17 protein-coding genes and 1 pseudogene are annotated in these 24,333 nt (G+C 70.7%); 11 read left to right on the forward strand and 7 right to left on the reverse strand.

Going from position 1 to position 24,333, the window contains the following annotated elements:
* Positions 1-539 precede the first annotated feature (539 nt).
* Positions 540-1,262: pseudogene (locus tag ACGF3H_RS12665) on the forward strand (replication initiator); the annotation flags it as partial.
* On the opposite strand, the gene ACGF3H_RS12670 reads toward ACGF3H_RS12665, so the two are convergent.
* From ACGF3H_RS12670 to ACGF3H_RS12685, 4 genes are all read right to left on the reverse strand, one after another.
* The gene (locus ACGF3H_RS12670; RefSeq protein ID WP_362486549.1) at positions 1,217-2,638 is read right to left on the reverse strand and encodes a recombinase family protein; all 1,422 of its coding nucleotides are present in this window, start codon (positions 2,636-2,638) and stop codon (positions 1,217-1,219) included. The pseudogene ACGF3H_RS12665 and the gene ACGF3H_RS12670 overlap by 46 nt on opposite strands.
* 195 nt (positions 2,639-2,833) lie before the next feature.
* Positions 2,834-3,862, reverse strand: coding sequence for a Yip1 family protein (locus tag ACGF3H_RS12675; protein ID WP_362486551.1), 1,029 nt, complete (start codon positions 3,860-3,862; stop codon positions 2,834-2,836).
* A 70-nt stretch (positions 3,863-3,932) separates the two neighbouring features.
* Entirely contained in the window at positions 3,933-5,249 is a 1,317-nt protein-coding gene (locus ACGF3H_RS12680; RefSeq protein WP_362486552.1) for a VCBS repeat-containing protein, read from the reverse strand.
* A gap of 144 nt (positions 5,250-5,393) precedes the next feature.
* Positions 5,394-7,676: a (Fe-S)-binding protein gene (locus ACGF3H_RS12685; protein WP_362486554.1), complete on the reverse strand. Its 2,283-nt coding sequence runs from the start codon at positions 7,674-7,676 to the stop codon at positions 5,394-5,396.
* Positions 7,677-7,920: 244 nt separating this feature from the next.
* Here ACGF3H_RS12685 and ACGF3H_RS12690 point away from each other — a divergent pair, with 244 nt between their 5' ends.
* The 7 genes from ACGF3H_RS12690 to ACGF3H_RS12720 all read left to right on the forward strand — a co-directional run bounded on the left by ACGF3H_RS12690 (position 7,921) and on the right by ACGF3H_RS12720 (position 15,895).
* Entirely contained in the window at positions 7,921-9,078 is a 1,158-nt protein-coding gene (locus ACGF3H_RS12690; RefSeq protein WP_362486654.1) for an MraY family glycosyltransferase, read from the forward strand.
* Positions 9,079-9,172: 94 nt separating this feature from the next.
* A complete protein-coding gene (gene dnaK / locus ACGF3H_RS12695; protein WP_362486555.1) occupies positions 9,173-11,032 on the forward strand; it encodes a molecular chaperone DnaK in 1,860 nt (619 codons plus the stop codon).
* A complete protein-coding gene (gene grpE / locus ACGF3H_RS12700) occupies positions 11,029-11,676 on the forward strand; it encodes a nucleotide exchange factor GrpE (protein WP_362486557.1) in 648 nt (215 codons plus the stop codon). Before dnaK ends, grpE begins: the two co-directional genes overlap by 4 nt.
* A 42-nt stretch (positions 11,677-11,718) precedes the next feature.
* Positions 11,719-12,909: a molecular chaperone DnaJ gene (gene dnaJ / locus ACGF3H_RS12705; RefSeq protein WP_362486559.1), complete on the forward strand. Its 1,191-nt coding sequence runs from the start codon at positions 11,719-11,721 to the stop codon at positions 12,907-12,909.
* A gap of 4 nt (positions 12,910-12,913) precedes the next feature.
* On the forward strand, positions 12,914-13,369 hold the full coding sequence (locus ACGF3H_RS12710) for a heat shock protein transcriptional repressor HspR (RefSeq protein ID WP_362486561.1): 456 nt from the start codon (positions 12,914-12,916) through the stop codon (positions 13,367-13,369).
* 248 nt (positions 13,370-13,617) lie between these two features.
* Positions 13,618-14,733, forward strand: coding sequence for a substrate-binding domain-containing protein (locus ACGF3H_RS12715; RefSeq protein WP_362486563.1), 1,116 nt, complete (start codon positions 13,618-13,620; stop codon positions 14,731-14,733).
* Between the two features lie 139 nt (positions 14,734-14,872).
* Entirely contained in the window at positions 14,873-15,895 is a 1,023-nt protein-coding gene (locus tag ACGF3H_RS12720) for a LuxR C-terminal-related transcriptional regulator (protein ID WP_362486565.1), read from the forward strand.
* On the opposite strand, the gene ACGF3H_RS12725 is transcribed toward ACGF3H_RS12720, so the two are convergent.
* On the reverse strand, positions 15,858-16,874 hold the full coding sequence (locus tag ACGF3H_RS12725) for a helix-turn-helix transcriptional regulator (RefSeq protein ID WP_362486567.1): 1,017 nt from the start codon (positions 16,872-16,874) through the stop codon (positions 15,858-15,860). The genes ACGF3H_RS12720 and ACGF3H_RS12725 overlap by 38 nt on opposite strands.
* Entirely contained in the window at positions 16,871-17,881 is a 1,011-nt protein-coding gene (locus tag ACGF3H_RS12730) for a helix-turn-helix transcriptional regulator (protein WP_362486569.1), read from the reverse strand. The genes ACGF3H_RS12725 and ACGF3H_RS12730 overlap by 4 nt, the downstream gene beginning before the upstream one ends.
* Before the next feature lie 324 nt (positions 17,882-18,205).
* Between ACGF3H_RS12730 and ACGF3H_RS12735 the strand changes: the two genes are divergently transcribed.
* The 3 genes from ACGF3H_RS12735 (at position 18,206) to ACGF3H_RS12745 (ending at position 22,252) form a co-directional block, all read left to right on the forward strand.
* Positions 18,206-18,541: a hypothetical protein gene (locus ACGF3H_RS12735; RefSeq protein WP_189230031.1), complete on the forward strand. Its 336-nt coding sequence runs from the start codon at positions 18,206-18,208 to the stop codon at positions 18,539-18,541.
* Between the two features lie 236 nt (positions 18,542-18,777).
* Entirely contained in the window at positions 18,778-21,399 is a 2,622-nt protein-coding gene (gene clpB / locus ACGF3H_RS12740) for an ATP-dependent chaperone ClpB (protein ID WP_362486571.1), read from the forward strand.
* Positions 21,400-21,718: 319 nt separating this feature from the next.
* Complete coding sequence (locus tag ACGF3H_RS12745; RefSeq protein ID WP_189230029.1) at positions 21,719-22,252, forward strand: YbjN domain-containing protein; 534 nt, start codon at positions 21,719-21,721, stop codon at positions 22,250-22,252.
* Between the two features lie 79 nt (positions 22,253-22,331).
* Here ACGF3H_RS12745 and ACGF3H_RS12750 read toward each other — a convergent pair whose 3' ends face one another.
* Positions 22,332-23,522, reverse strand: coding sequence for a pyridoxal phosphate-dependent aminotransferase (locus ACGF3H_RS12750; RefSeq protein WP_362486574.1), 1,191 nt, complete (start codon positions 23,520-23,522; stop codon positions 22,332-22,334).
* Positions 23,523-24,333: the final 811 nt, after the last annotated feature.

Here is a 24,333-nt window from a genome sequence, read left to right on the forward strand (position 1 = left end):
CCCCAGGGCCGGGCCTCCGTGCTGGAGGTCTGATGGCAACGTGGGTTTGCGCTGCCAAGTTCACCGGGCTAACGGTGACTATCCAACCGAGCTTGGCCAACTGTGTTTGCAAACCCAGATTGCCCAGCCACTATAACCGGCCTCGGCCTAGCCAGCTCTAGCTAGCCCTAGCCGTTTCCCGCGGGAGTGGACGAGCCTTCCAGTAGAGAGCTTGAGTCATTCACCCAGCTCAGAGCCCCTAACGTGCTGTGGCACCCCGAACTTCGTGCGTAACCCAGTGCTTATTTTCTGCTACACCTGGTAACGGTCGTGTGACGTCCTCAACCAGAGCTCACCTCAGCTCCCATCCCGTCCGCCGTCGACCCACACACAGTGGAGCGGGCGTGGTTCAGGGCGTCCAGGTGGAGCGCGCCACTGTACGAACGCCCGAACGCCCTGGGCCGCGTCTGCTCGGCTCTGCCTGGGTCGACGGTGGTCGGGATGGGAGCTTCCCGCGCACGCCACATACCGGCCCGCAGTCGGCGGCGGCGCCCCCTCCATTAGCCTGCGGCAACCGCCGGGCCTCTCGCTGCCCGTTCTGCGCCTGGACCTACGCCGGAGACACCTACCACCTGATCCGCGCCGGCCTCGTCGGCGACCCTGCCAAGGGCACCCCGGAGACGATCCGGGACCACCCGCGGGTGTTCGCCACCCTCACCGCCCTCTTGTTCGGCCCGGTCCACAACCGGCCCTGCCGCTGCGGCACCCACCACGGCGAAGACGCCCCCGAGCTGGGTACCCCGCTCGACCCCGAGACGTACGACTACGCGGGCGCGGTCCTGTGGAACAACCACGCCTCAGACCTGTGGCGCTACTTCACGATCTACCTGCGCCGCGAGATCGCCAAGCGGGCCGGACTCACGCAGAAGGAAGCGAAGGAGCGGTCCCGGGTCTCCTTCGGCAAGGTCGCCGAGTACCAGAAACGCGGCGCCGTCCACTTCCACGCCGTGATCCGCTTCGACGGACCCGACGATCCCCCGCCGACGTGGGCCACGCTCGAGCTGCTCACCGACGCCATTCATGCCGCCGCCGCGCGGGCGGAAGTCGACGTCCCCCCGTCCGGAGACCAGCCCGCCCGAACCCTGCCCTGGGGCACGCAGCTCGACGTACGCCCCATCCGGGCCTTCGGTGACGTCGAGGACATCACCGAACAGGCCGTCGCCGGCGGGTCTGCTCGTCAGTGCCAGACCGGCTCGATCAAGCTGGGATCGAACTTGCGACGCCCCCGGCCGGCCGGGTGAATGAGCACAGCCGAGAGACTGTGCAGCACGATCTCCTGTTGGCGCTCGATCGGTAGTCCGAAGAACTCCTCGACCGTCAGGTTCGTCGTCTGGCCCTTCACCTCCGCCTGCTTCTGCTCCTTGTAGAAGCGGGCTCTCTCCAACTTCAGCTCGTCCCGCGCCCGCTCCTTCGCCGGCAGAAGCTGCAAGAGTGTGGTCACGGTGATCTGCTTGGTCCGCTCGGCCTCGACCAGCTGGGCAATGTCCTCGGTGATCTGCTCCAACTCGGCTTCCTTTGGCCATCGCTGGTCGATCGGTACGCCCGTCACTGACGCTCTCGCGCGCTGCTCCTCCAATACGAGTTGAGCTATCAGCCGGTCGACGGGCTCTCCGGTGCGACCGACCTTGCCGCAGCCGCCGTTCACCACAGAGCACTGGTATGTGAACCTGGTGGCCTTTGATTCCGGTGTCCAGCGCTGGTTGATCTGGCCTCGGATCTTGGTCTTGCACAGTCCGCAGCGGGCGATCCCTGACAGCAGGTACTTACGGGCAAGCGAGGTTCCGGGGCGCTTCTGCTTCCGCTCTGCGATCGCGGCGCGCACGGCTTCCCACTCTTCGAGCGTGTTGATCGGCTCCCACTCGCCGATGACCGGATGACCGTCCTCTCCGTAGAGGATTTCGCCGTGGTAGGTCCGGTAGCCAACCAACCTGGGGTTGGTCAGGATGTGCTCGACGTGGTGGTGGGCCATGCGCTTGGTGCCTTCGCGGGGGTTGCCCAAGCCTTGTTCTTGCCATCTCGTGCGGATGGTGCCGATGCGGACACCGGCCAGGATCTCTTGCTGTGCCTCGCGGATCGCCTGGGCCGCCTTCGGGTCGACCTTGGTCCGGTCGTCCTTCCGCCATCCGTAGGGCGCCGGTCCGCCGCTGTCCTTGCCCTGCTGGGCCAGCTCTAGGTGCTTTCGCTTGATGCGGCGTGATGCATCGTGCGAGGACTTGTTGGCGAAGGCGACCATGATGCGGGCCATGGTGCGCCCGTCCGGTGTCCCGATGTTGATGTCATTGGTGATGGTGGCGAACTCCAGCCGCGGGCGCTCGTCGTAGATCTCGATGAGGCGTTCCAGGTCCCTCGGCTGTCGGGCGAGCCGGTCGAGGTCGTAGGCCACGATGCCGTCGATCAGGCCGGCACGGAGGTCCTTCAGCATCAGCTCGAACTCGTCGCGCACGACATTGCGCTTGAACGCGGACACGTCGTTGTCCTCGTAGACCTTCACGGCATGCCACGACCGCAGGTCCGCCAGGCGCTCGCAGTCCCGTTGCTGCCGGGCGACGCCCAGAGCGTCGCCCTCGTCGTCCCGCGAGATGCGGGTGTAGATCCCCACCCTGCGTGCCAAGAACGGGCCTCCCCTGCCTTTCGAAGCAGGCTCAGGTTACTACCGTCATGGAGTCAAGTCAGACCGTCCGTACTGCCTCCCGTCGTGCGCCGGGACGGGCAGGTGCTCGACGCCTGATTCGGCGGTCGGACGTGTGAAGAAGGGGCCCCCGGTACCGGGAGCCCCTTTTCCGTGCGGTGGATGTCAGAACGTGCCCAGCTTGACGATCGACAGCAGCGCGACCAGCTGGATCGCGGACGCGCCGAGGGCCTTCGGCCAGGGCAGGTCGTGGGAGCGGCTGACCATCGAGGTGAGCAGGGCGCCGGCCGCGACCCATGTCGCCCAGCCCAGGATCTGCACGAAGGGCGCGTCGCCGCCGGCGAACATCGCGACGACCAGCCGGGGCGCGTCCGTGATCGACATGATCAGCATGGACAGGCCGACGGTGGGCTGCCAGGCGCCGTCGCCGCCGAGCTGGCGGGCCAGGGTGTGGGTGACGACGCCCAGCACGAAGGCGCTCAGCACCATCGCGACGGCCGTGGTCAGGACGATCGGGACCGCGTTCGACAGGGTGGCGTTGATGGCGTCCTGGCGGGCGCCGTCGAAGCCGAAGACGGCCAGCAGGCCGTAGAGGAAGGTCACGACGAGGGCGGGGCCCCACATCGTGTAGTCCCGCATCTGCAGGAAGGTCTGGCTGGGGGCGGTGACGATGCCCTTCAGCAGGGCCTTCCAGTGCAGGCGCGGGCCGACGGGTCCGGGGGGCGGTGCCGCCGAGCCGGCGCGGTAGGTCTCGCCCTGGGTGTAGGGGTCCTCGCCGATCGCGAACGCCTGGGTGTGGCCCGGGTTGTTGGCCGCGTACGGGTCGTACGGGGGCTGTCCGCCGTGCGGGTGGTGCGGGCCGCCCTGCGGGTGGCCGCCGTCGCCGAAGTACTCCGGCTCCCCGTGTCCGCCGTGGCCGCTGTGGGGCCCCGGCCACTGCCCGCCGCCGGGGCCGCCGGGCCCGTACGGCTGCTGCGGGTACGGCTGCCCCGGCGCCGCGGGAGCGCCGTACGACGGTCCCTGCGGCGTCTGCTGCTGCCCGTACGGAGGGTGTTGCGGTCGCGCGTGAGGAGCGCCGTTGTCCCGGCCGCGTCCGATCCTGAATCCAGCCACGCCTTCGAACGTACCTGGTCCCGGAGAGTGACGTGCGGGGGCCGGGGTTTCGGGGGGCCCTTTGCGGCCGAGCTGTGACATCCCCTAGGGAGGCCCCCGAGGCGACCCCGAGGGCTGCCTCCGCACGGCCGGGGGCGTCGCCGCAGGGCCCTCATGGGCTCAGGAACTGCGACGTCGAGAACGTGACCGAGGCCCGCCCCGTCACCAGTCCCTCCGCCGCGCCTCGGTGGACCTCGACGGAGTCCGCGGTGTCCCCCTCGTACGTGCGCACCACCAGGTCCGCGCGGCGGTCGCCGTCGAAGTCGCCGACGGCCAGGACCCGTGCGGTGCCCCGGGCGGCGGGCGTCACGGTGACCGCGCCCCGGGTGGTGGAGCCCGTCTCGCGGCCCGGCAGGACGCGTACGCGGGTGCCGCTGGTGACCAGCTCGCTGAGGCCGTCGCCGTCGAAGTCGGCGGCGTCGAGGATCGTGCCGGGGACGTCCAGGGTGCTGCGGGCGCCGGTGGGGAGGTCGTAGCGCAAGGCCGTGCCGGTCGTGGCGCCCACGGCCGCGTCCAGGGAGGCGCCCCTGCCGAAGGCGCCGAGGGCCACGTCGACGCCGGGGGGCAGGGTGGTGCCGGTGCGGGTGGGGCCGGCCGGGCCGCCGAGGACGACGGCGGCGGCGCCGGTGCCCGCCGAGGCGCGGACGACGAGGTCGTCGGAGCCGTCGCGGTCGACGTCGGCCGCGGGGCCCGCGGGGGCCTCGCCCGGTGAGGGGAGCGGGGCGCCGGCCGCGTGCGGGGCGCCCTGGCGGGTGAAGGGGCCGCGCAGGTAGCTGAGGTGGCCGGCCGAGGCGTGGAGGACGAGGTCCTGGGCGCCGTCGCCGTCGAAGTCGCCGCAGACGGGCCGGTCGGGCCAGTCGTTGCCGAGCCGGGCGCGGTCGGGGACGGTCAGGACGACCGCGCGGCCGGTGAGGCCGTCCGGGGAGCCGAAGAGGAGCTGGAGGGGGACCGGGGGGCGGCCCTGGCCGTCGTAGGGCGGGTCGGTGGTGACGACGAGGTCGGTGAAGCCGTCGTCGTCGAGGTCGCAGCCGGCCTCCGCCTCGAAGACGGCCGGCAGCCGGCCCTGCACGCGGGCGGCGTGGGTGGCCGGGGAGAGCAGTTGGCGGGCGCCCGGGACGAGTCCGTGGGGCGAGCCGTAGACGATGCCGATGCCGGCGTCGTCGGCGTGGCTCTCGGCCTTGACGAGGTCGTTCAGGACGAGGTCGCGGTGGCCGTCGCCATTGAAGTCGTCGGGGGTGGTGCTGCCCCTGCCGTGCGGGACGGGCAGCAGGGGCGGGGCCTGGGCGGCGCGGGGGGCCGGTCCGGTGGACGTGGGTCCGTCGGCGCCCGTGGTGTGCGACGGGCCGTGGCCGCAGGCGACGAGCAGCAGCAGGGAGCCGAGGGCGGCCGCGCCTCCGGTGGCCCGCCGCGTGCTTCTTCGTATGTGCACCGTCACCTCGTCCGCATCACACGTCACCGAACAACGCCCCGGTCATGATGCACGTGTTCGAGTGGCGGCGACAGTCCGGGAACGGCGACGCCCCCGGGTCCTGGCGGATCCGGGGGCGTCGGCCGGTCTGTGGCGGCCGTGGGGCTACTTCACCGGCTCGGGCGTCGGCTCGGTCTCCTGCTCGGCCTCGCCGGCCGGGTCGGCCGGGGTCTTGACGGACTCCAGCAGGAGCTGGGCGACGTCGACGACCTGGATCGACTCCTTGGCCTTGCCGTCGTTCTTCTTGCCGTTGACCGAGTCGGTCAGCATGACGAGGCAGAACGGGCAGGCGGTGGAGACGATGTCCGGGTTGACGGAGAGGGCCTCGTCGACGCGCTCGTTGTTGATGCGCTTGCCGATCCGCTCCTCCATCCACATCCGCGCGCCGCCGGCGCCGCAGCAGAAGCCGCGCTCCTTGTGGCGGTGCATCTCCTCGTTGCGGACGCCGGGGACGGCGGCGATGATCTCGCGCGGGGGCGTGTAGATCTTGTTGTGCCGGCCCAGGTAGCACGGGTCGTGGTAGGTGATGATGCCCTCGACCGGGGTGACCGGGATCAGCTTGCCCTCGTCGACGAGGTGCTGGAGCAACTGGGTGTGGTGGATGACCTCGTAGTCGCCGCCGAGCTGCGGGTACTCGTTGCCGAGGGTGTTGAGGCAGTGCGGGCAGGTGGCGACGATCTTCTTCGCCGACTTCGGCTTCGCCGACTCGGGCACGACCTTGCCGTCCTCGTCCATCTCCTCGCCGAAGGCGGCGTTGAGGGACATGACGTTCTCCATGCCGAGCTCCTGGAAGAGGGGCTCGTTGCCGAGGCGGCGGGCGGAGTCACCGGTGCACTTCTCGTCGCCGCCCATGATGGCGAACTTGACGCCCGCCATGTGCAGCAGTTCCGCGAAGGCCTTGGTGGTCTTCTTGGCGCGGTCCTCGAGGGCGCCGGCGCAGCCGACCCAGTACAGGTACTCGACCTCGGTGAGGTCCTCGATGTCCTTGCCGACGACGGGGACCTCGAAGTCGACCTCCTTGGTCCACTCCAGGCGCTGCTTCTTCGCCAGGCCCCAGGGGTTGCCCTTCTTCTCCAGGTTCTTGAGCATCGTGCCCGCCTCGGACGGGAACGCGGACTCGATCATGACCTGGTAGCGGCGCATGTCGACGATGTGGTCGACGTGCTCGATGTCGACGGGGCACTGCTCGACGCAGGCGCCGCAGGTGGTGCAGGACCACAGGACGTCCGGGTCGATGACGCCGTTCTCCTCGGCGGTGCCGATCAGCGGGCGCTCGGCCTCGGCGAGGGCCGCGGCGGGGACGTCCTTGAGCTGCTCCTCGGTGGCCTTCTCGTCGCCCTCCATGGTCTTGCCGCCGCCGGCCAGCAGGTAGGGGGCCTTGGCGTGCGCGTGGTCGCGCAGGGACATGATCAGGAGCTTGGGCGAGAGCGGCTTGCCGGTGTTCCAGGCGGGGCACTGCGACTGGCAGCGCCCGCACTCGGTGCAGGTGGAGAAGTCCAGCAGGCCCTTCCAGGAGAACTGCTCGACCTGGGAGACGCCGAAGACGTCGTCGTCGCCGGGGTCGGTGAAGTCGATCGGCTTGCCGCCCGACGTCATCGGCAGCAGCGGGCCGAGGGCGGTGCCGCCCTTGGCGTCGCGCTTGAACCAGATGTTGGGGAAGGCGAGGAAGCGGTGCCAGGCCACGCCCATGTCGGTCTTCAGGGCGACCGTGATCATCCAGATGAAGGAGGTCGCGATCTTCAGGCCGGCGAAGAAGTAGGTGAGGTTCTGGAGCGTGGAGACATCCAGGCCCTCCAGCGCGTCCACGACCGGGTAGGAGATGAAGAACGAGGCCTCGTAGCCGGCCACGTGGTGCTGGGCGCCCTCGAGCGCGTGCAGCATGAAGATGCAGACGCCGACGATGAGGATGACGGCCTCGACGAAGTACGCCTGGCCGAAGTTGGAGCCCGCGAAGCGGGACTTGCGGCCCGGCTTCCTCGGGTGGCTCAGCTGCCGGATGACGATCAGGGCCAGGATGCCGAGCACCGTCATCGTGCCGATGAACTCGACGAAGACGTTGTACGGCGCCCAGTCGCCGATGACCGGGAGGAGCCAGTCGGCCTGGAACAGCTGCCCGATGGCGTTGACGATCGTCAGCAGCAGCGAGAAGAAGCCCACCGCCACGAACCAGTGCGCGACGCCGACGACGCCCCAGCGGTTCATCCGGGTGTGGCCGAGGAACTCCCTGACCACGGTGACGGTGCGCTGTCCGGGTGCGTCGGTGCGGGTGCCCGCGGGCACGCTCTGGCCGAGCCGCATGTAGTTGACGATCTGGAGGACGGCGCGGGCGAACAGGGCCACGCCGACCGCCATCAGAACCAGCGACACGACGATCGCGGCGAGTTGCATTTGGGGGCTCCTCGGGCCTGCGAGGGGTGGGGCGGGGTTCTTCACCTACCCCGACATTACTAAGCGGTAACTTATGCAGTCCGTCTGAGACTACCCGTATCTCCAGTCGCACTGTAGTCAGAGCCGCGGTGATCTGCGTCGCTGAGGCAACCCTGACCGCCCGGGGACCGTCGCCCCGTCGCCGCCACGCCGTACTGGACAGGACATTCGTCGCACATCGTGATATTCGGCTTAGTTTATGTCCGTGCTCTACGGGATCACTGCCGCCACCGCGTCCCTGCTGCTCGCCGCCCTCCTCGCCGCGCTGCTCAGGGTGGCCGCCCTGCGTCTGGGTCTGGTCGACCGGCGCCGCGCGCGGCCGGTGCCCCTGCTCGGCGGCGTCGCCGTCGTCCTCGTCACCTGCCTGGTCGCGGGCGCCTGTCAGTGGGCGGGCGTCGTGCCGCTCGGCACGGGTGTGGTGCGGCTGCTCGTCGCCGGCTGCGCCGTCGGGGCGCTGGGCCTCGCCGCCGACCTCTGGCGGCTGCGGCGACGGTGGCTGCTGGCCGGCACGGCCGTCGCGGCGGCGTGCGTGGTGCCGTACGACGGGACCGGTCCGCTGGCCGGGGGGCTGGCGGTGGCCTGGATCGCGCTGGTCGCCACGGCGTTCCGGGGGCTGGACCACGCCGACGGGCTGGCCGGCGCCGTGGGGGTCGTGACCGCCTTCGGCGTCGGCGTCTGTGCGGCGGCGGAGCTGATGGACGGCCTCGCGGTGCTGCTGAGCGCGCTGGCCGCCGCGCTGGCCGGGTTCCTGCTGCACAACTGGCACCCCGCCCGGATCGCGCTCGGGGCCTCCGGTTCGCTCTTCGCCGGCTTCCTGCTCGCCGGGTCGGCGGTGTTCACCCGGGCGGGGCAGGCGCCCGGTGCGGGCGCGGGGGTGCTGTTCGCGCTGACCGCCCTGGCGAGCGCGGACGCCGTGCTCGTCCTGCTGTCGCGCCGGCTGGCCGGGCGGCCCCCGCTGCGCGGCGGGCCGGACCACCTCGCCCACAGGCTGCGCAGGCTGGGGCTCACACCCCACGGCGTGGTCGTGCTGCTCGGTGCGGGCGCGTTCTGCGGGGTGGTCGTGGGGGTGCTCGTGCACGTCGGCCGGGTCGGGGGGACGGCCGTGCTGTGGGTGGCGGGCGTCACGGCCGCCGTGGTGCTGGGGCTGCTGCGGGTACGGGTGTACGAGCCGCGGCGGCCGGGCCCGGACACCGCCGTCCGAGGGACCCGCCGGGTGCCGTCCTCACGTCCCGCCACGGGGGTCCGCGCGACCCCCCGGCCGCTGCCTCGGTCGTCCTCGCGGCGGGCGGATTTCCCGGTCCGGCAGGCCGCCGGTCCGGAAGAAGCGCAGGTCAGCGCGCCATTGCGTGTAAGGAACGGATAAGAGTTGAGTCTGCTCGACTCACGTCTGTTGACCCAGCGGTGGGCGTCATGCACACTTGAGCCTGTTCCACTCAAGTCAGCTGGAGGAAATCACCATGGCACGTGCGGTCGGCATCGACCTGGGCACGACTAACTCCGTCGTCAGCGTTCTGGAGGGCGGCGAGCCCACCGTCATCACCAACGCCGAGGGCGCCAGGACCACGCCGTCCGTCGTCGCCTTCGCCAAGAACGGTGAGGTGCTCGTCGGCGAGGTCGCCAAGCGCCAGGCGGTCACGAACGTCGACAGGACCATCCGGTCGGTCAAGCGCCACATGGGCACCGACTGGAAGATCAACCTGGACGGCAAGGACTTCAACCCGCAGCAGATCAGCGCCTTCGTGCTGCAGAAGCTGAAGCGGGACGCCGAGTCCTACCTGGGCGAGAAGGTGACCGACGCGGTCATCACCGTCCCGGCGTACTTCAACGACGCCGAGCGCCAGGCCACCAAGGAGGCCGGCGAGATCGCGGGCCTGAACGTCCTGCGCATCGTCAACGAGCCGACGGCCGCCGCCCTCGCGTACGGCCTCGACAAGGACGAGCAGATCATCCTCGTCTTCGACCTCGGCGGCGGCACCTTCGACGTCTCGCTGCTGGAGATCGGTGACGGCGTCGTCGAGGTGAAGGCCACCAACGGTGACAACCACCTCGGTGGTGACGACTGGGACCAGCGCGTCGTCGACTACCTGGTCAAGCAGTTCCAGTCCGGCCACGGCGTGGACCTGTCCAAGGACAAGATGGCCCTCCAGCGCCTCCGCGAGGCCGCCGAGAAGGCCAAGATCGAGCTGTCCTCGTCCACCGAGACCTCGATCAACCTGCCCTACATCACGGCGTCCGCCGAGGGCCCGCTGCACCTGGACGAGAAGCTCACCCGCGCCCAGTTCCAGCAGCTGACCGCCGACCTGCTGGAGCGCTGCAAGACGCCGTTCCACAACGTCATCAAGGACGCCGGCATCCAGCTGTCCGAGATCGACCACGTCGTCCTCGTCGGTGGCTCCACCCGTATGCCCGCCGTCGCCGACCTGGTCAAGGAGCTGACCGGCGGCAAGGACGCCAACAAGGGCGTCAACCCGGACGAGGTCGTCGCCATCGGCGCCGCCCTGCAGGCCGGTGTCCTCAAGGGCGAGGTCAAGGACGTCCTGCTCCTCGACGTCACCCCGCTGTCCCTCGGCATCGAGACCAAGGGCGGCATCATGACCAAGCTCATCGAGCGGAACACGACGATCCCGACGAAGCGTTCGGAGATCTTCACCACCGCCGAGGACAACCAGCCGTCCGTGCAGATCCAGGTCTACCAGGGCGAGCGCGAGATCGCGGCGTACAACAAGAAGCTCGGGATGTTCGAGCTGACCGGTCTGCCGCCGGCGCCCCGCGGCGTCCCGCAGATCGAGGTCGCCTTCGACATCGACGCCAACGGCATCATGCACGTGACCGCGAAGGACCTGGGCACGGGCAAGGAGCAGAAGATGACCGTCACCGGCGGCTCCTCGCTGCCGAAGGACGAGGTCGACCGCATGCGCCAGGAGGCCGAGCAGTACGCGGAGGAGGACCACCGCCGCCGCGAGGCCGCCGAGTCCCGCAACCAGGGCGAGCAGCTCGTCTACCAGACCGAGAAGTTCCTCAAGGACAACGAGGACAAGGTCCCGGGCGAGATCAAGACGGAGGTCGAGGAGGCCGTCGCCGAGCTGAAGGAGAAGCTCAAGGGCGAGGACTCCGCCGAGATCCGCACCGCCACGGAGAAGGTCGCCGCCGTCTCGCAGAAGCTGGGCCAGGCCATGTACGCCGACGCCCAGGGCGCGCAGGCCGCCGGCGGCGAGGCCCCGGGCGCCGGTGCGGGTGCCGGTGACAAGAGCGGCGCCGACGACGACGTCGTCGACGCCGAGATCGTGGACGACGAGCGCAAGGACGGTGCGGCGTGACCGAGGAGACCCCGGGCTTCGACGAGAAGCCCGACGTCCCCTCTGGCGCCACGCCTGACGCCGCCGAACCGAAGGCCGCCTCCGAGGAGGAGGCGGCCCCGGCCGGGGACGCGAGTGACAACGCGGGCCTGGTGGCCCAGCTGGACCAGGCACGCACGGCGCTCGGCGAGCGCACGGCGGACCTCCAGCGGCTCCAGGCCGAGTACCAGAACTACCGCCGTCGGGTCGAGCGGGACCGCGTCGCGGTCAAGGAGGTCGCCATCGCGAACCTCCTGTCCGAGCTGCTCCCCGTGCTCGACGACGTCGGCCGCGCCCGGGAACACGGCGAACTCGTCGGCGGATTCAAGTCCGTCGCGGAGTCGCTGGAGACCACCGTGGCCAAGATGGGCCTCCAGCAGTTCGGCAAGGAGGGCGAGCCCTTCGACCCGACGATCCACGAGGCCCTGATGCACTCGTACGCGCCGGACGTCACCGAGACGACCTGCGTGGCGATTCTGCAGCCGGGGTACCGGATCGGCGAGCGCACCATCCGCCCCGCGCGGGTGGCGGTGGCCGAGCCGCAGCCGGGTGCGCAGACCGTCAAGGCCGAGGAGCCGGCCGAGGCGGCCGACGACAAGGAGAACGGTGGCCCGGAGGAGGGCTGACGTCACGACGTACGCGTACGCAGGAGAGGAGGGACGTCGGGGATGAGCACCAAGGACTTCATCGAGAAGGACTACTACAAGGTCCTCGGCGTCCCCAAGGACGCCACCGAGGCCGAGATCAAGAAGGCGTACCGGAAGCTCGCCCGCGAGTTCCACCCGGACGCCAACAAGGGCAACACCAAGGCGGAAGAGCGCTTCAAGGAGATCTCCGAGGCGAACGACGTCCTCGGTGACGCCAAGAAGCGCAAGGAGTACGACGAGGCCCGCGCGCTCTTCGGCAACGGCGGCTTCCGCCCGGGGCCGGGCGCGGGCGGCGGCACCTTCAACTTCGACCTGGGCGACCTCTTCGGCGGCGGCGCCCAGGGCGGCGGCGGGGCCGGCGGCTTCGGCGGCGGTCTCGGCGACGTCTTCGGGGGCCTGTTCAACCGCACCGGCGGTGCCGGTCCGGGCACCGGCACGCGGACCCAGCCGCGGCGCGGCCAGGACGTCGAGTCCGAGGTCACCCTCAGCTTCACGGAGGCCATCGAGGGTTCGACGGTCCCGCTGCGCATGTCCAGCCAGCAGCCCTGCAAGGCCTGTTCGGGCACCGGCGACAAGAACGGCACACCGCGCGTGTGCCCGACCTGCGTCGGCACCGGGCAGGTCGCCCGGGGCTCCGGCGGCGGCTTCTCCCTGACCGACCCCTGCCCGGACTGCAAGGGCCGCGGCCTGATCGCGGAGAACCCCTGCGAGGTCTGCAAGGGCTCCGGCCGCGCCAAGTCCTCGCGGACCATGCAGGTCCGCATCCCGGCCGGGGTGTCCGACGGGCAGCGCATCCGGCTGCGCGGCAAGGGCGCACCGGGCGAGCGGGGCGGCCCGGCGGGCGACCTGTACGTGGTGGTGCACGTCAAGGACCACCCCGTCTTCGGCCGCAAGGGCGACAACCTCACCGTCACCGTCCCGGTCACCTACGCCGAGGCGGCACTCGGCGGCGAGGTCCGCGTCCCGACCCTGGGCGGCCCCCCCGTCACGCTGAAGCTGCCGGCGGGCACACCCAACGGCCGCACCATGCGCGCCCGCGGCAAGGGCGCGGTGCGCAAGGACGGCACCCGCGGCGACCTCCTGGTCACCGTCGAGGTGAGTGTCCCCAAGGACCTGACGGGGAAGGCTCGTGACGCGCTCGAGGCGTATCGCGAGGCGACCGCGGAGGAGGATCCGCGGGCGGAGCTGTTCCAGGCCGCGAAGGGAGCTTGACGGAATGGACGGTCGTCGACGCAATCCGTATGAACTGACCGAGGACACCCCGGTCTACGTCATCTCGGTGGCGGCCCAGCTGTCCGGCCTGCACCCGCAGACCCTGCGCCAGTACGACCGCCTCGGCCTGGTCTCCCCCGACCGCACGGCCGGGCGCGGCCGGCGCTACTCGGCCCGCGACATCGAACTGCTCCGCCAGGTGCAGCAGTTGTCGCAGGACGAGGGCATCAACCTGGCCGGAATCAAGCGCATCATCGAACTGGAGAACCAGGTCGCCGCGCTCCAGTCCCGCATAGCGGAGCTGTCCGACGCGCTGGACGGCGCGGCGACGGCGATGCGCCAGCGGGAGGCGGCGGTGCACGCCTCGTACCGCCGGGACCTGGTGCCGTACCAGGAGGTCCAGCAGACCAGCGCGCTGGTGGTGTGGCGGCCCAAGCGGCAGCAGCAGGCGCCGGACTGACGGCGCGTGACCATACCCCCGAAGGGGCCCGGAGGTTCGCCCGAACCTCCGGGCCCCTTCGCGTGCCCGTCACGTGGACGGCGTGTAAAGGGAGTCGGGAGGCGATTCCGCTCCGTCTCCACGTCGGCTGCGGAGCGTGGTGTTGTCATCTCGTTAAGTGGTTCCGCTTGACGGTGGGGGGCGTCGGCGCGTTGGCTTTTCAGTCACCTGGGTTGCAATGCGGCCCCCGCGTCCGGAAGGCACCAGAAGTGAGCTCCTGCATCCGTCGTATCGCCATATCCGTGGCAGCGTCCACGATGACCGTTTCGCTGGCCGGCTGCGGTGTGCTGGGCGCTTCGGGGAGCAGTGACGACGTGAGCCCGTCCAAGGGCAACGACATCACGGTGGGCCTGCTGCTTCCGGAGACGGAGAACACGCGCTACGAGCAGTTCGACCACCCGTACTTCGAGAAGAAGATCGCCTCCCTGACCCGTGACCAGGGCAAGGTCGAGTACGCCAACGCCGGGGCGGACGAGACCAAGCAGGCCGCGCAGATGCGCAAGATGATCGACGACAAGGTCGACGCCATCGTCCTGGACGCGGTGAACTCGCACACCATCGCGTCGAGCGTGCAGCAGGCCAAGGACGCCGGCATCCCGGTCATCGCCTACGACCGGCTGTCCGAAGGCCCGATCGACGCCTACATCTCCTTCGACAACGAGCTGGTCGGCGAGGTCCAGGGACGCTCCCTCGTCGAGGCGCTCGGCGACCGGGACGACACGGCCCAGATCGTCATGATGAACGGCTCCTCCACCGACCCGAACGCCAAGCAGTTCAAGACCGGCGCGATGTCCGAGCTGAACGGCAAGGTGAAGATCGCCCAGTCCTTCGACACCAAGGACTGGAAGCCGGTGAACGCCGAGGCGAACATGGCCGAGGCGATCCAGTCGGTCGGCAAGGACAACATCGACGGCGTGTACTCCGCCAACGACGGCATGGCGGGCGGCATCATCAAGGCCCTGGAGGCCGCGGGCGTCACCGACCTGCCACCGATCACCGGCCAGGACGCGGAACTGGCGGCGGTCCAGCGGATCGTCGCCGGCGAGCAGTACATGAGCGTCTACAAGTCCTACCCGCAGCAGGCCGAGAACGCCGCGGAGATGGTCGTGGCGCGCGTCCAGGGCAGGGACATCCAGTTCGACGCGCTCACCCGGGACAAGGTCGACAGCCCCAGCAACCAGGGCATTCCGGCGCAGCTGGTGCCGGTCGTCGCCCTGACGAAGGCCAACATCGAGGACACCGTCGTGGCGGACGGCTTCTACAAGGTCTCCGACATCTGCACGGCGAAGTACGCGGCGGACTGCGCGGAGATCGGGCTGAAGTAACCGCCGCCGACTGCCCGGGCATTGCGGTGCGAACCGGTGACTTCCGGCCGTCGACCGGCGCGGAGCCGTGTTGCGGACCAGGTCCCGGCCGCGCATAGTTGCGCTGCGGAAAGAGCCGGAACCGGGGGTGGGATGGGCGATGGCCGGGCACGGGGCTCAGGAGCATCCGCACGGCGCCGACCGGCTGTGCGCCGCCGGGGATCGCGTGTACTCCCGGGCCGTACGGCGCGGCCGGGTGCCGCGCCGGGACGCGGAGCCGGTGCCCTGCCTGCTGGAGCTGGCCCTGCTGCACCCGGACCCGGACGACATGGAGTGGCTCGTGCCGACCTCCCCGCAGGAGGTCATGACACGGCTGCTGCGCGGGGTGTACGACGAGGTCAGGGCCAGCCAGCGCCGGGTGGGTTCGGCGGTGGAGGCCTTCGAGCGGTACGCGGGCCTCGGCCGACGCATCCAGGCGTCGGCGGCCACGGAGGGCACGGCGATCCGGGTGCTGGACGGCCTGGCCCGCATCCAGGCCGCGATGGACGAGGCGACGGAGGCGTGCACGACCGAGGTGCTCACCGTCCAGCCCGGCGGCATCCGGCGTGAGGCCGAGCTGTCGGAGGGGCTGCACCGGGCGCTGGCGCTGCGCGGGCGCGGGGTGCGGATGCGGGACCTGTACACGCACGTGGCCCGGCACGGGCAGGGCCTGCTCAACTACCTGGAGCTGATGGGCGACACGGTGGAGGCCCGCAGCCTCGACGAGGTGGTCGACCGCCTCATCCTGTTCGACCGGACGGTGGCCTTCATCCCCGCCAACAGCGACCGCACGATGGCCCTGGAGCTGCGTCACCCCGGGCTGGTGGCCTACCTGGTGACGGTCTTCGAGCGTCTGTGGCGGCTGGCGATCCCGCTGACGGTGCCGCTGCCGGACACCGGCTTCGAGGGCGTCTCGCACCGCGAGCGGTCCATCGCGGCGCTGCTGGCGGAGGGCCACCAGGACGCGGTGGTCGCGGAGCGGCTGGGCATCAGCGTGCGGACGTGCCGGGCGCACATCGCCCGCCTGTCGGAGACCCTGGGCGCGGCCAGCCGGACCCAGCTGGGGGTGCGCATCGCCCAGGCCGGCCTGGACGGCTCGCCGTCCGTCAGCGTTCCTGGTCGAGAATCCCCGACTGTCCGATGAGGTACCCGAGCTGAGCCCGGCTCTCGCTGCCGAGGGTGGCGGCGAGTTTGGCGATGTGGACGCGGGCGGTGCGGACGTTCATGCCGAGGCGGTCGGCGATGTCGGCGTCGGTGTGGCCTTCGGTGAGGAGGGAGGCGATGGTGCGCTGGCGGGGCGTGACGCCGTTCAGCGACGGGCGCTGGGCCGCCTCCGGGTGCATGGGTGTGGCGAGCCGCCAGAGGCGCTCGAAGGTGGTCACGAAGTACGTGACGAGTGCGGGGTGGCGGACCTCCAGCGCCAGCGTGGCCTCGTCGTCGGCGGGGATGAAGGCGATCCGCCGGTCGACGACGATGAGACGGTCGGTCACCTCGTCCAGGGAGCGCGCCTCGGCGTCACCGCGCAACTGCTCGTAGCGGGCCCGGACCATCGGCAGGTGGCGCTGCGTGTGCTGGTAGAGGGTGCGGATCCGTCCGCCGCGGTCGAGCATCTCCTGGTCGCGCAGCAGTGACAGGTCCTGGGCCAGTTGCCCGCGCCGGTCGCCGTAGTGGGCGCTGGGCTGGACGCACAGCAGTTCCTTCGCCGCGTCCGCCATGGCGTCGCTGATGGCCTGGTTGATCTGCGGGATCCCGCAGAGGACGCGTACCGCTCCCGCGTCGGCCCCGGCCGTGCGCCGGCCGTCCACCCGCATGAGCGGTTCGAACGTCGCGGACAGCCGGGCTTCCCGTCTCCGCTCCTCCGCGACGCGCTGTGCCGACTCGTCCAGCATCCGGTGCAGGGCGACGGCCGGGGCGACCGGCTCCAGCCAGCCGAGGTCGCCGACGGAGGGCTGCAGCAGCCCGTAGGCGGCCAGACAGGGGGTCGCGGCGGCTTCCCGGGCGGGCACCCGGCCCTCGCGCAGTGCCTGGGTGTACAGGGCCGTCCCCGCGGCGCAGAGGTCCTCCGGACCGTGCTCCGGGTGCGGCCCGTGGTCCGCCGTGTGCCCGCCCGCCTCCTGCGTCACGCGCCGCCCCCGTCGGTGACGTTCTGGTCGCCCTGCTCCAGGATCCCCGACTGGGCGATGAGGTAGCCGAGCTGCGCGCGGCTGCCGCTTCCGAGGACGGACGCCAGTTTGGCGATGTGCGCGCGGCAGGTGCGGACGTTCATGCCCAGGCGGCGGGCGATGGCCTCGTCGACGTGGCCCTCGACCAGGAGCTTGGCTATGGAGTGCTGGATGTCGGTGATGCCGTCGGCCGCGGTCTCGTAGGGGGCGCCGGCGGTGAGCGGCACGGCCCGGCTCCAGATGAACTCGAAGACCTTGATCAGGTAGCGGACCAGGCCCGGGTGGCGAATCTCCAGGGCGACCTGCCGGTCGTCGCGGATGGGGATGAACGCCACGGCCTCGTCGCAGATGATGAGCCGCTCGACGAGTTCGTCGATGGTGCGGTACTCGGCCTTGCCGTTCGGGAACTGGTCCACGTAGGCCAGCCGCTCGGGGCTGTAGCGCGCCGTGTGCTGGTAGAGGGTGCGGATGCGCACCCCGCGCTCGATCAGGGTCCTGTCGCGTTCCAGTCCCTCGATGAGCCTGCGCTCGGGGTGCCGGGCGCTCGGCTGGACCGTGAGCATCTCGATCAGGCACTGGTCCGTGGCCAGGTCGAGGGCCGCGTTGATGCGGTCGAGCCCTTCCAGCACGGTGATCGAGTGGGTCGGTGCCGCCCCCTGCGCGCTGAGGGCCATGAAGGGCTCGAAGGCCGCGGCCAGCTCGATCGAGGTGCGCCTGCGCTCGGAGATCTCGTGCTCGATGGGATTCAGCCGCCGCGCGAGGGCGACCGCCGGCGGCACCGGAAGGAGCCATGCGGCGTCGTCCGGGTCGGGGTGCAGCAGCGCGAACTCCCGCAGGCAGGGGACGGGATCCGCCTCGCCGCGGGCGATACGTCCGGTGCGCAGGGCGTTCGCGTAGAGGCGGGCCCCCTCCTCGCACAGTTCGGTAACTGCATGGGGATGTGTCGCTTTGGCCTGATTTGTTGTCAAATCTCCACCCCCCAGGGTCCTGAACGTGCAGGAACATGATGCACCGATTGTGTGGCCATGACGTGCCTATATGAGCCATCGTCTTATCCGACGGGGGAAGAGGGGACCTTCAAGTGAGGACGAAGCCGACTATGTCTAAGAGAATGCTTCGCTCGGTGCTTGTCGCCGCCTTCTCCGCCGTTATGGCCTTCGGGACTCTGAGTGGCCTCTCCGCGGCGAAGGGCGACGTGCGGGCGGACAGCGTCTGGTCACTGGCGGCGCAGACCGCCGCACCTGCCGGCGCGGACGGAGAAGCTCTCACGGACGACAGTGTGTGGTCTTGATATGACGACTCCACCCGACGACCGCTCCTTCCGTCGTGAGATGGCCACCGCCTACCGCTCCGGCTGGCACTTCATCGACCTGGTCACCGCGATCCCGCACGCCGGCGATTCGCTGATGGTGACCGTCTTCGGTGAGCCGGTCGTCGTCACGCTGGACGAGGACGGAGACGTGCGGGCGTACCGCTGTCTGCGACGGCCTCGGGGGGCGCCGCAGCCCGTGCGGTGTGCCGTCCGATACGGAATGATCTTTGTGAACCTGGACCAGAGGGACCACCGGCTCGCTCAGCCGGAGGTCTCCGAAGTGAGGACCATCTCGGCCACCCCCCGCAGTGCCTGACGCGATTCCCCCGTCGTAACAGATCGCTCAGGTGCTTCCCCCCGGCAGCGGCGTCACCGTGACCTGAACACGGTGACGCCGCTGTCGTATGCGGGGGTTTTGTCCGGGTATCGGCATGATCCGGCCGGGCGAGGCGGGCTGGTGCCGCGACCCCGCCGCCGTTTCTCCCTTGAGTGGAATAGACTCAACTTTGTGCACGTTGACCGAGTCAGCACCGCAAGGAGGGAATCCAGAACGTGGACGCCGAGCTGACCAACCGGAGCCGGGACGCGATCAACGCGGCCAGCAACCGGGCCGTGACCGAGGGACACCCCGACCTCACCCCCGCCCACCTGCTCCTGGCTATGCTCCAGGGGCAGGACAACGAGAACATCACCGACCTGCTCGCCGCCGTCGAGGCCGACCTCGCGGCCGTGCGGTCCGGCGCCGAGCGCATCCTCGCCGGGCTGCCCAGCGTCACCGGGTCCACGGTCGCGCCGCCGCAGCCCAACCGTGAGATGCTCGCCGTGGTCGCCGACGCCCAGGCACGCGCCAAGGAGCTCGGGGACGAGTACCTCTCCACCGAGCACCTGCTCCTCGGCATCGCCGCGAAGGGCGGCGCGGCCGGTGAGGTACTGGAGGGGCAGGGCGCCAGTGCGAAGAAGCTGCAGGAGGCCTTCCGCAAGGCGAGGGGAGGGCGCCGCGTGACCACCGCGGACCCCGAGGGCCAGTACAAGGCGCTGGAGAAGTTCGGCACCGACCTCACCGCCGCCGCCCGCGAGGGCAGGCTCGACCCGGTCATCGGGCGGGACCAGGAGATCCGGCGGGTCGTGCAGGTGCTGTCCCGCCGCACCAAGAACAACCCCGTCCTCATCGGTGAGCCCGGCGTCGGCAAGACCGCCGTCGTCGAGGGGCTCGCCCAGCGGATCGTCAAGGGGGACGTGCCCGAGTCGCTGAAGGGCAAGCGGCTGGTCTCGCTGGACCTGGGCGCGATGGTCGCCGGGGCCAAGTACCGCGGCGAGTTCGAGGAACGGCTGAAGACCGTCCTCGCCGAGATCAGGGACTCCGAGGGCCAGGTCATCACCTTCATCGACGAGCTGCACACCGTCGTGGGGGCCGGTGCCGGCGGCGACTCCGCCATGGACGCCGGGAACATGCTCAAGCCCATGCTCGCGCGCGGTGAGCTGCGCATGGTCGGCGCGACCACGCTGGACGAGTACCGGGAGCGGATCGAGAAGGACCCCGCCCTGGAGCGGCGCTTCCAGCAGGTGCTGGTCGCCGAGCCGACCGTCGAGGACTCCATCGCCATCCTGCGCGGGCTCAAGGGCCGCTACGAGGCCCACCACAAGGTGCAGATCGCCGACAGCGCGCTGGTGGCGGCCGCCACCCTCTCCGACCGGTACATCACCTCCCGCTTCCTGCCCGACAAGGCCATCGACCTCGTCGACGAGGCCGCGTCCCGGCTGCGCATGGAGATCGACTCGTCTCCCGTCGAGATCGACGAGCTCCAGCGTGCCGTCGACCGGCTGAAGATGGAGGAGCTGGCGATCGGCAAGGAGACCGACGCCGCCTCGCTGGAACGGCTGGAGCGGCTGCGCCGCGACCTCGCCGACAAGGAGGAGGAGCTGCGCGGCCTCACCGCCCGGTGGGAGAAGGAGAAGCAGTCCCTCAACCGCGTCGGCGAGCTGAAGGAGAAGCTCGACGAACTGCGCGGGCAGGCCGAACGCGCCCAGCGCGACGGCGACTTCGACACCGCCTCCAAGCTCCTCTACGGCGAGATCCCGACCCTGGAGCGCGACCTGGAGGCCGCCTCCGAGGCCGAGGAAGCGCTGACATCTTCCGCCTCCGGCGGGGGCGCCAAGGACACCATGGTCAAGGAGGAGGTCGGCGCCGACGACATCGCCGACGTCGTCGCCTCCTGGACCGGCATCCCCGCCGGGCGCCTGCTGGAGGGCGAGACGCAGAAGCTGCTGCGGATGGAGGACGAGCTCGGCAAGCGGCTGATCGGGCAGACCGAGGCCGTGCGGGCCGTGTCCGACGCCGTGCGGCGGAGCAGGGCCGGGATCTCCGACCCGGACCGCCCGACCGGATCGTTCCTCTTCCTCGGTCCGACCGGTGTCGGCAAGACCGAGCTGGCCAAGGCGCTCGCCGACTTCCTCTTCGACGACGAGCGGGCCATGGTCCGCATCGACATGTCGGAGTACAGCGAGAAGCACAGCGTCGCCCGGCTGGTCGGCGCCCCGCCCGGATACGTCGGGTACGAGGAGGGCGGCCAGCTCACCGAGGCCGTGCGCCGGCGGCCGTACACCGTCGTGCTGCTGGACGAGGTGGAGAAGGCGCACCCGGAGGTCTTCGACATCCTCCTCCAGGTGCTGGACGACGGGCGCCTCACCGACGGGCAGGGCCGCACCGTCGACTTCCGCAACACCATCCTCGTGCTGACCTCCAACCTGGGCAGCCAGTACCTGGTCGACCCGCTGATCGGGGAGGCCGAGAAGAAGGAGCAGGTCCTGGAGGTGGTCCGGGCGTCGTTCAAGCCGGAGTTCCTCAACCGGCTCGACGACCTCGTGGTCTTCTCGGCCCTGAGCAAGGACGAGCTGAGCCGGATCGCGCGGCTCCAGATCGAGGCGCTCGCCCGGCGGCTCGCCGAGCGTCGCCTCACCCTGGACGTCACCGACGAGGCCCTGGCCTGGCTGGCCGTCGAGGGCATGGACCCGGCCTACGGCGCCCGCCCCCTGCGCCGCCTCGTCCAGACCGCGATCGGCGACCGGCTCGCCCGGGAGATCCTCTCCGGCGAGATCAAGGACGGCGACACGGTCCGCGTGGACCGCTTCGGCGACGACCTCATCGTGGGCCCGGCGAGCGGCAAGACGCTGTAGTCCCGGCGATCCCGGCGCGGCCCGTCACCCACTTCCGTGGGGTGGCGGGCCGCCGTGCGTCGCCGTGACCGCCGTGCACCGCACCGGCGCCGGACAGGTGTGCGGGAGCCGGTCCTGGACACCCGGGCGGAGGAGCGGAGGGCGGCGCCGCGACGGATGCCCGGCAGGCTCCCGCCGTACGCGCCCCGGCCGCCGTCCGCCGGGGTCCACCCGACCGGCCGGATCGTGTCAGCCCAGGGCTGACAGGGCCCCGGCGGGCTTGCCACGCCCCTCCCCGCATGGGGGAGGATGGTGTGATCCGTACGAAGGGAAAAACACGGTGAGCATCGACCCGTCCTCGATTCCGAACTTCGGGGGCCAGCCCGAGCCGCAGCCCCAAGGACCGGCGGGCCCCGTCGTCCCGGATCAGGACCTCGTGAAGCAGCTCCTCGAACAGATGGAGCTCAAGTATGTCGTCGACGACGAGGGTGACCTCGCGGCGCCGTGGGAGCAGTTCCGTACGTACTTCATGTTCCGTGGCGAGGGCGACCAGCAGATCTTCTCGGTGCGGACGTTCTACGACCGCCCCCACCAGATCGACGTCAAGCCGCAGCTGCTGGAGTCGCTCGACGACTGGAACCGGCGCACCCTGTGGCCCAAGGTGTACTCCCACACCCACGACGACGGCACCGTCCGCCTGATCGGCGAGGCGCAGATGCTGATCGGCATGGGCGTCAGCCTGGAGCACTTCGTCTCCTCGACGGTCAGCTGGGTGCGCGCCGCCATCGAGTTCGACCGCTGGCTGGTGGAGCAGCTCGGCCTGGAGCAGGAGGTCAACGAGGCGGAGAAGCCCGAGGACGAGGGCGGCGAGTAGTCCGCCCCCGCGTACCGGGGAGCCCGGCCGGGCACCGACCGCCGTACGGCGTCGCGTGCCGGGGCCGGGCTCTCGTCGTTCAGCCCCCGAGCGTCTTCAGCCTCCGCACGGCCTCCTCCAGCACCGACGTCCGCTTGCAGAACGCGAACCGGACGAAGGGGGCGCCGGACTCCCGGTGGTCGTAGAAGACGGCGTTGGGGATGGCGACGACACCCGCGCGTTCCGGCAGGTCGCGGCAGAAGGCGAAGCCGTCGCTCTCGCCGAGGGGACGGATGTCGGTGGTGACGAAGTACGTCCCGGCGGGGCGGTAGACGCCGAAGCCCGCCTCCGCGAGGCCGGCCGCGAGGACGTCCCGCTTGGCCTGCATGTCCGCGCGGAAGGCCGCGAAGTGGGAGTCGGGCAGCGCGAGGGCCTCCGCGACGGCGTACTGGAAGGGGCCGGACGCCACGTACGTCAGGTACTGCTTGGCCGAGCGGACCGCGGTGACCAGGGCGGGCGGGGCGGTGATCCAGCCGACCTTCCAGCCGGTGAACGAGAACGTCTTGCCGGCCGACCCGATGGTGACCGTGCGCTCGCGCATCCCGGGGAAGGACGCCAGGGGGACGTGTTCGGCCGTGTCGAAGACCAGGTGCTCGTAGACCTCGTCCGTCACCACCAGCAGGTCCCGCTCCACGGCCAGCTCGGCGACCGCCGCGAGTTCCGCGCGGGTCAGGACGGTGCCCGTCGGGTTGTGCGGGGTGTTGAGCAGCAGCAGGCGGGTGCGGTCGGTGACCGCGTCGCGCAGCTCGTCCAGGTCGAGGCGGAACGTGCCCTCGTGCGGGCGCAGGGTCACCGGCACCCGCGTGCCGCCCGCCATGGCGATGCAGGCCGCGTACGAGTCGTAGTACGGCTCCAGCGCGATCACCTCGTCGCCGGGTTCCAGCAGGGCCAGCAGTGAGGCGGCGATGGCCTCGGTGGCGCCGGCGGTGACCAGGACCTCGGTGTCCGGGTCGTAGGACAGGCCGTACCGCCGCTGCTGGTGGGCGGCGACGGCGGACCGCAGCTCCGGGACGCCCGGGCCCGGCGGGTACTGGTTGCCGCGCCCGTCGCGCAGGGCCCGTACGGCCGCCTCCCGGATCTCCTCGGGGCCGTCGGTGTCGGGGAAGCCCTGGCCCAGGTTGATCGCCCCGGTCTTCGCCGCCAGGGCGGACATCTCGGCGAAGACCGTGGTCCCGAACTCGGCGAGCCGGCGGTTGAGGAAGGGGCGTGCGCTGGAGGTCATGGCGGCCATCCTGCGCCGAAGCTCTGGAGTTCCTCAACTCTGCTTTGGCGCGTGGCGGGTGAGGGGATCCCCCGTTCACGCAACGAGCTTCACGGAAAGCGGGGCGCCCGACGGGGGGTTGCTTCGGGGGAACTTCCGGGCGGGAGAGCCCGGGGGAATCGGAAGGAGGGTGACGCCATGGTCTTCGGCATCATCCTGATAGTGGTCGTCGCTCTGATCGTCTTCGGCGCTCGGGGCCGCTCCGGCGCCGGGCGGGCGCGCAGCCGGGGCTCGCGGTCGTCGCGCGGAAGCTACCGCAGCAGCAACAACAGCTGGTGGGCCGGGGGAGACAGCGGCTCGTCCTCGGGCGGGCACCACGGAGGCCACTCTTGCGGGAGCAGCTCGTCCTGCGGAAGCAGTTCGTCCTGCGGTGGCGGCTCGTCCTGCGGAGGCGGGTCGTCCTGCGGGGGAGGGGGCGGCGGATGCGGTGGAGGCAGCTGACACGGGGCAGCTGAGCTCCTGCCGGGGGAACGGCATCCGTTCCGAGGGGCCCGCACCTGGGCCAGGGCCCCGCGTCCCCACCGAGAGCGCCCGCCGGGAATCACACCCGGCGGGCGCTCCCGCACACCGGCGCACGCCGACCGGACCGGGCGCGCGCTGTGGTTGAACAGGTGAGCTGTATACCCCCCGAGGGATGGAAACGCCACGAAGTTGGGTAAAAACGCTGTGGTGCCGCCGCAGTTCATGATTGCCTCTCACTCGTCAACACAGCCCCCCGGACGACCTGTTGACCCCCCTCCTGACCGGCCGACTGGGCTGACCGGGCCGCCTCCCCGACAGT

The sequence above is a fragment of the Streptomyces sp. NPDC048185 genome (genome assembly GCF_043202495.1).
GTDB lineage: Bacteria > Actinomycetota > Actinomycetes > Streptomycetales > Streptomycetaceae > Streptomyces.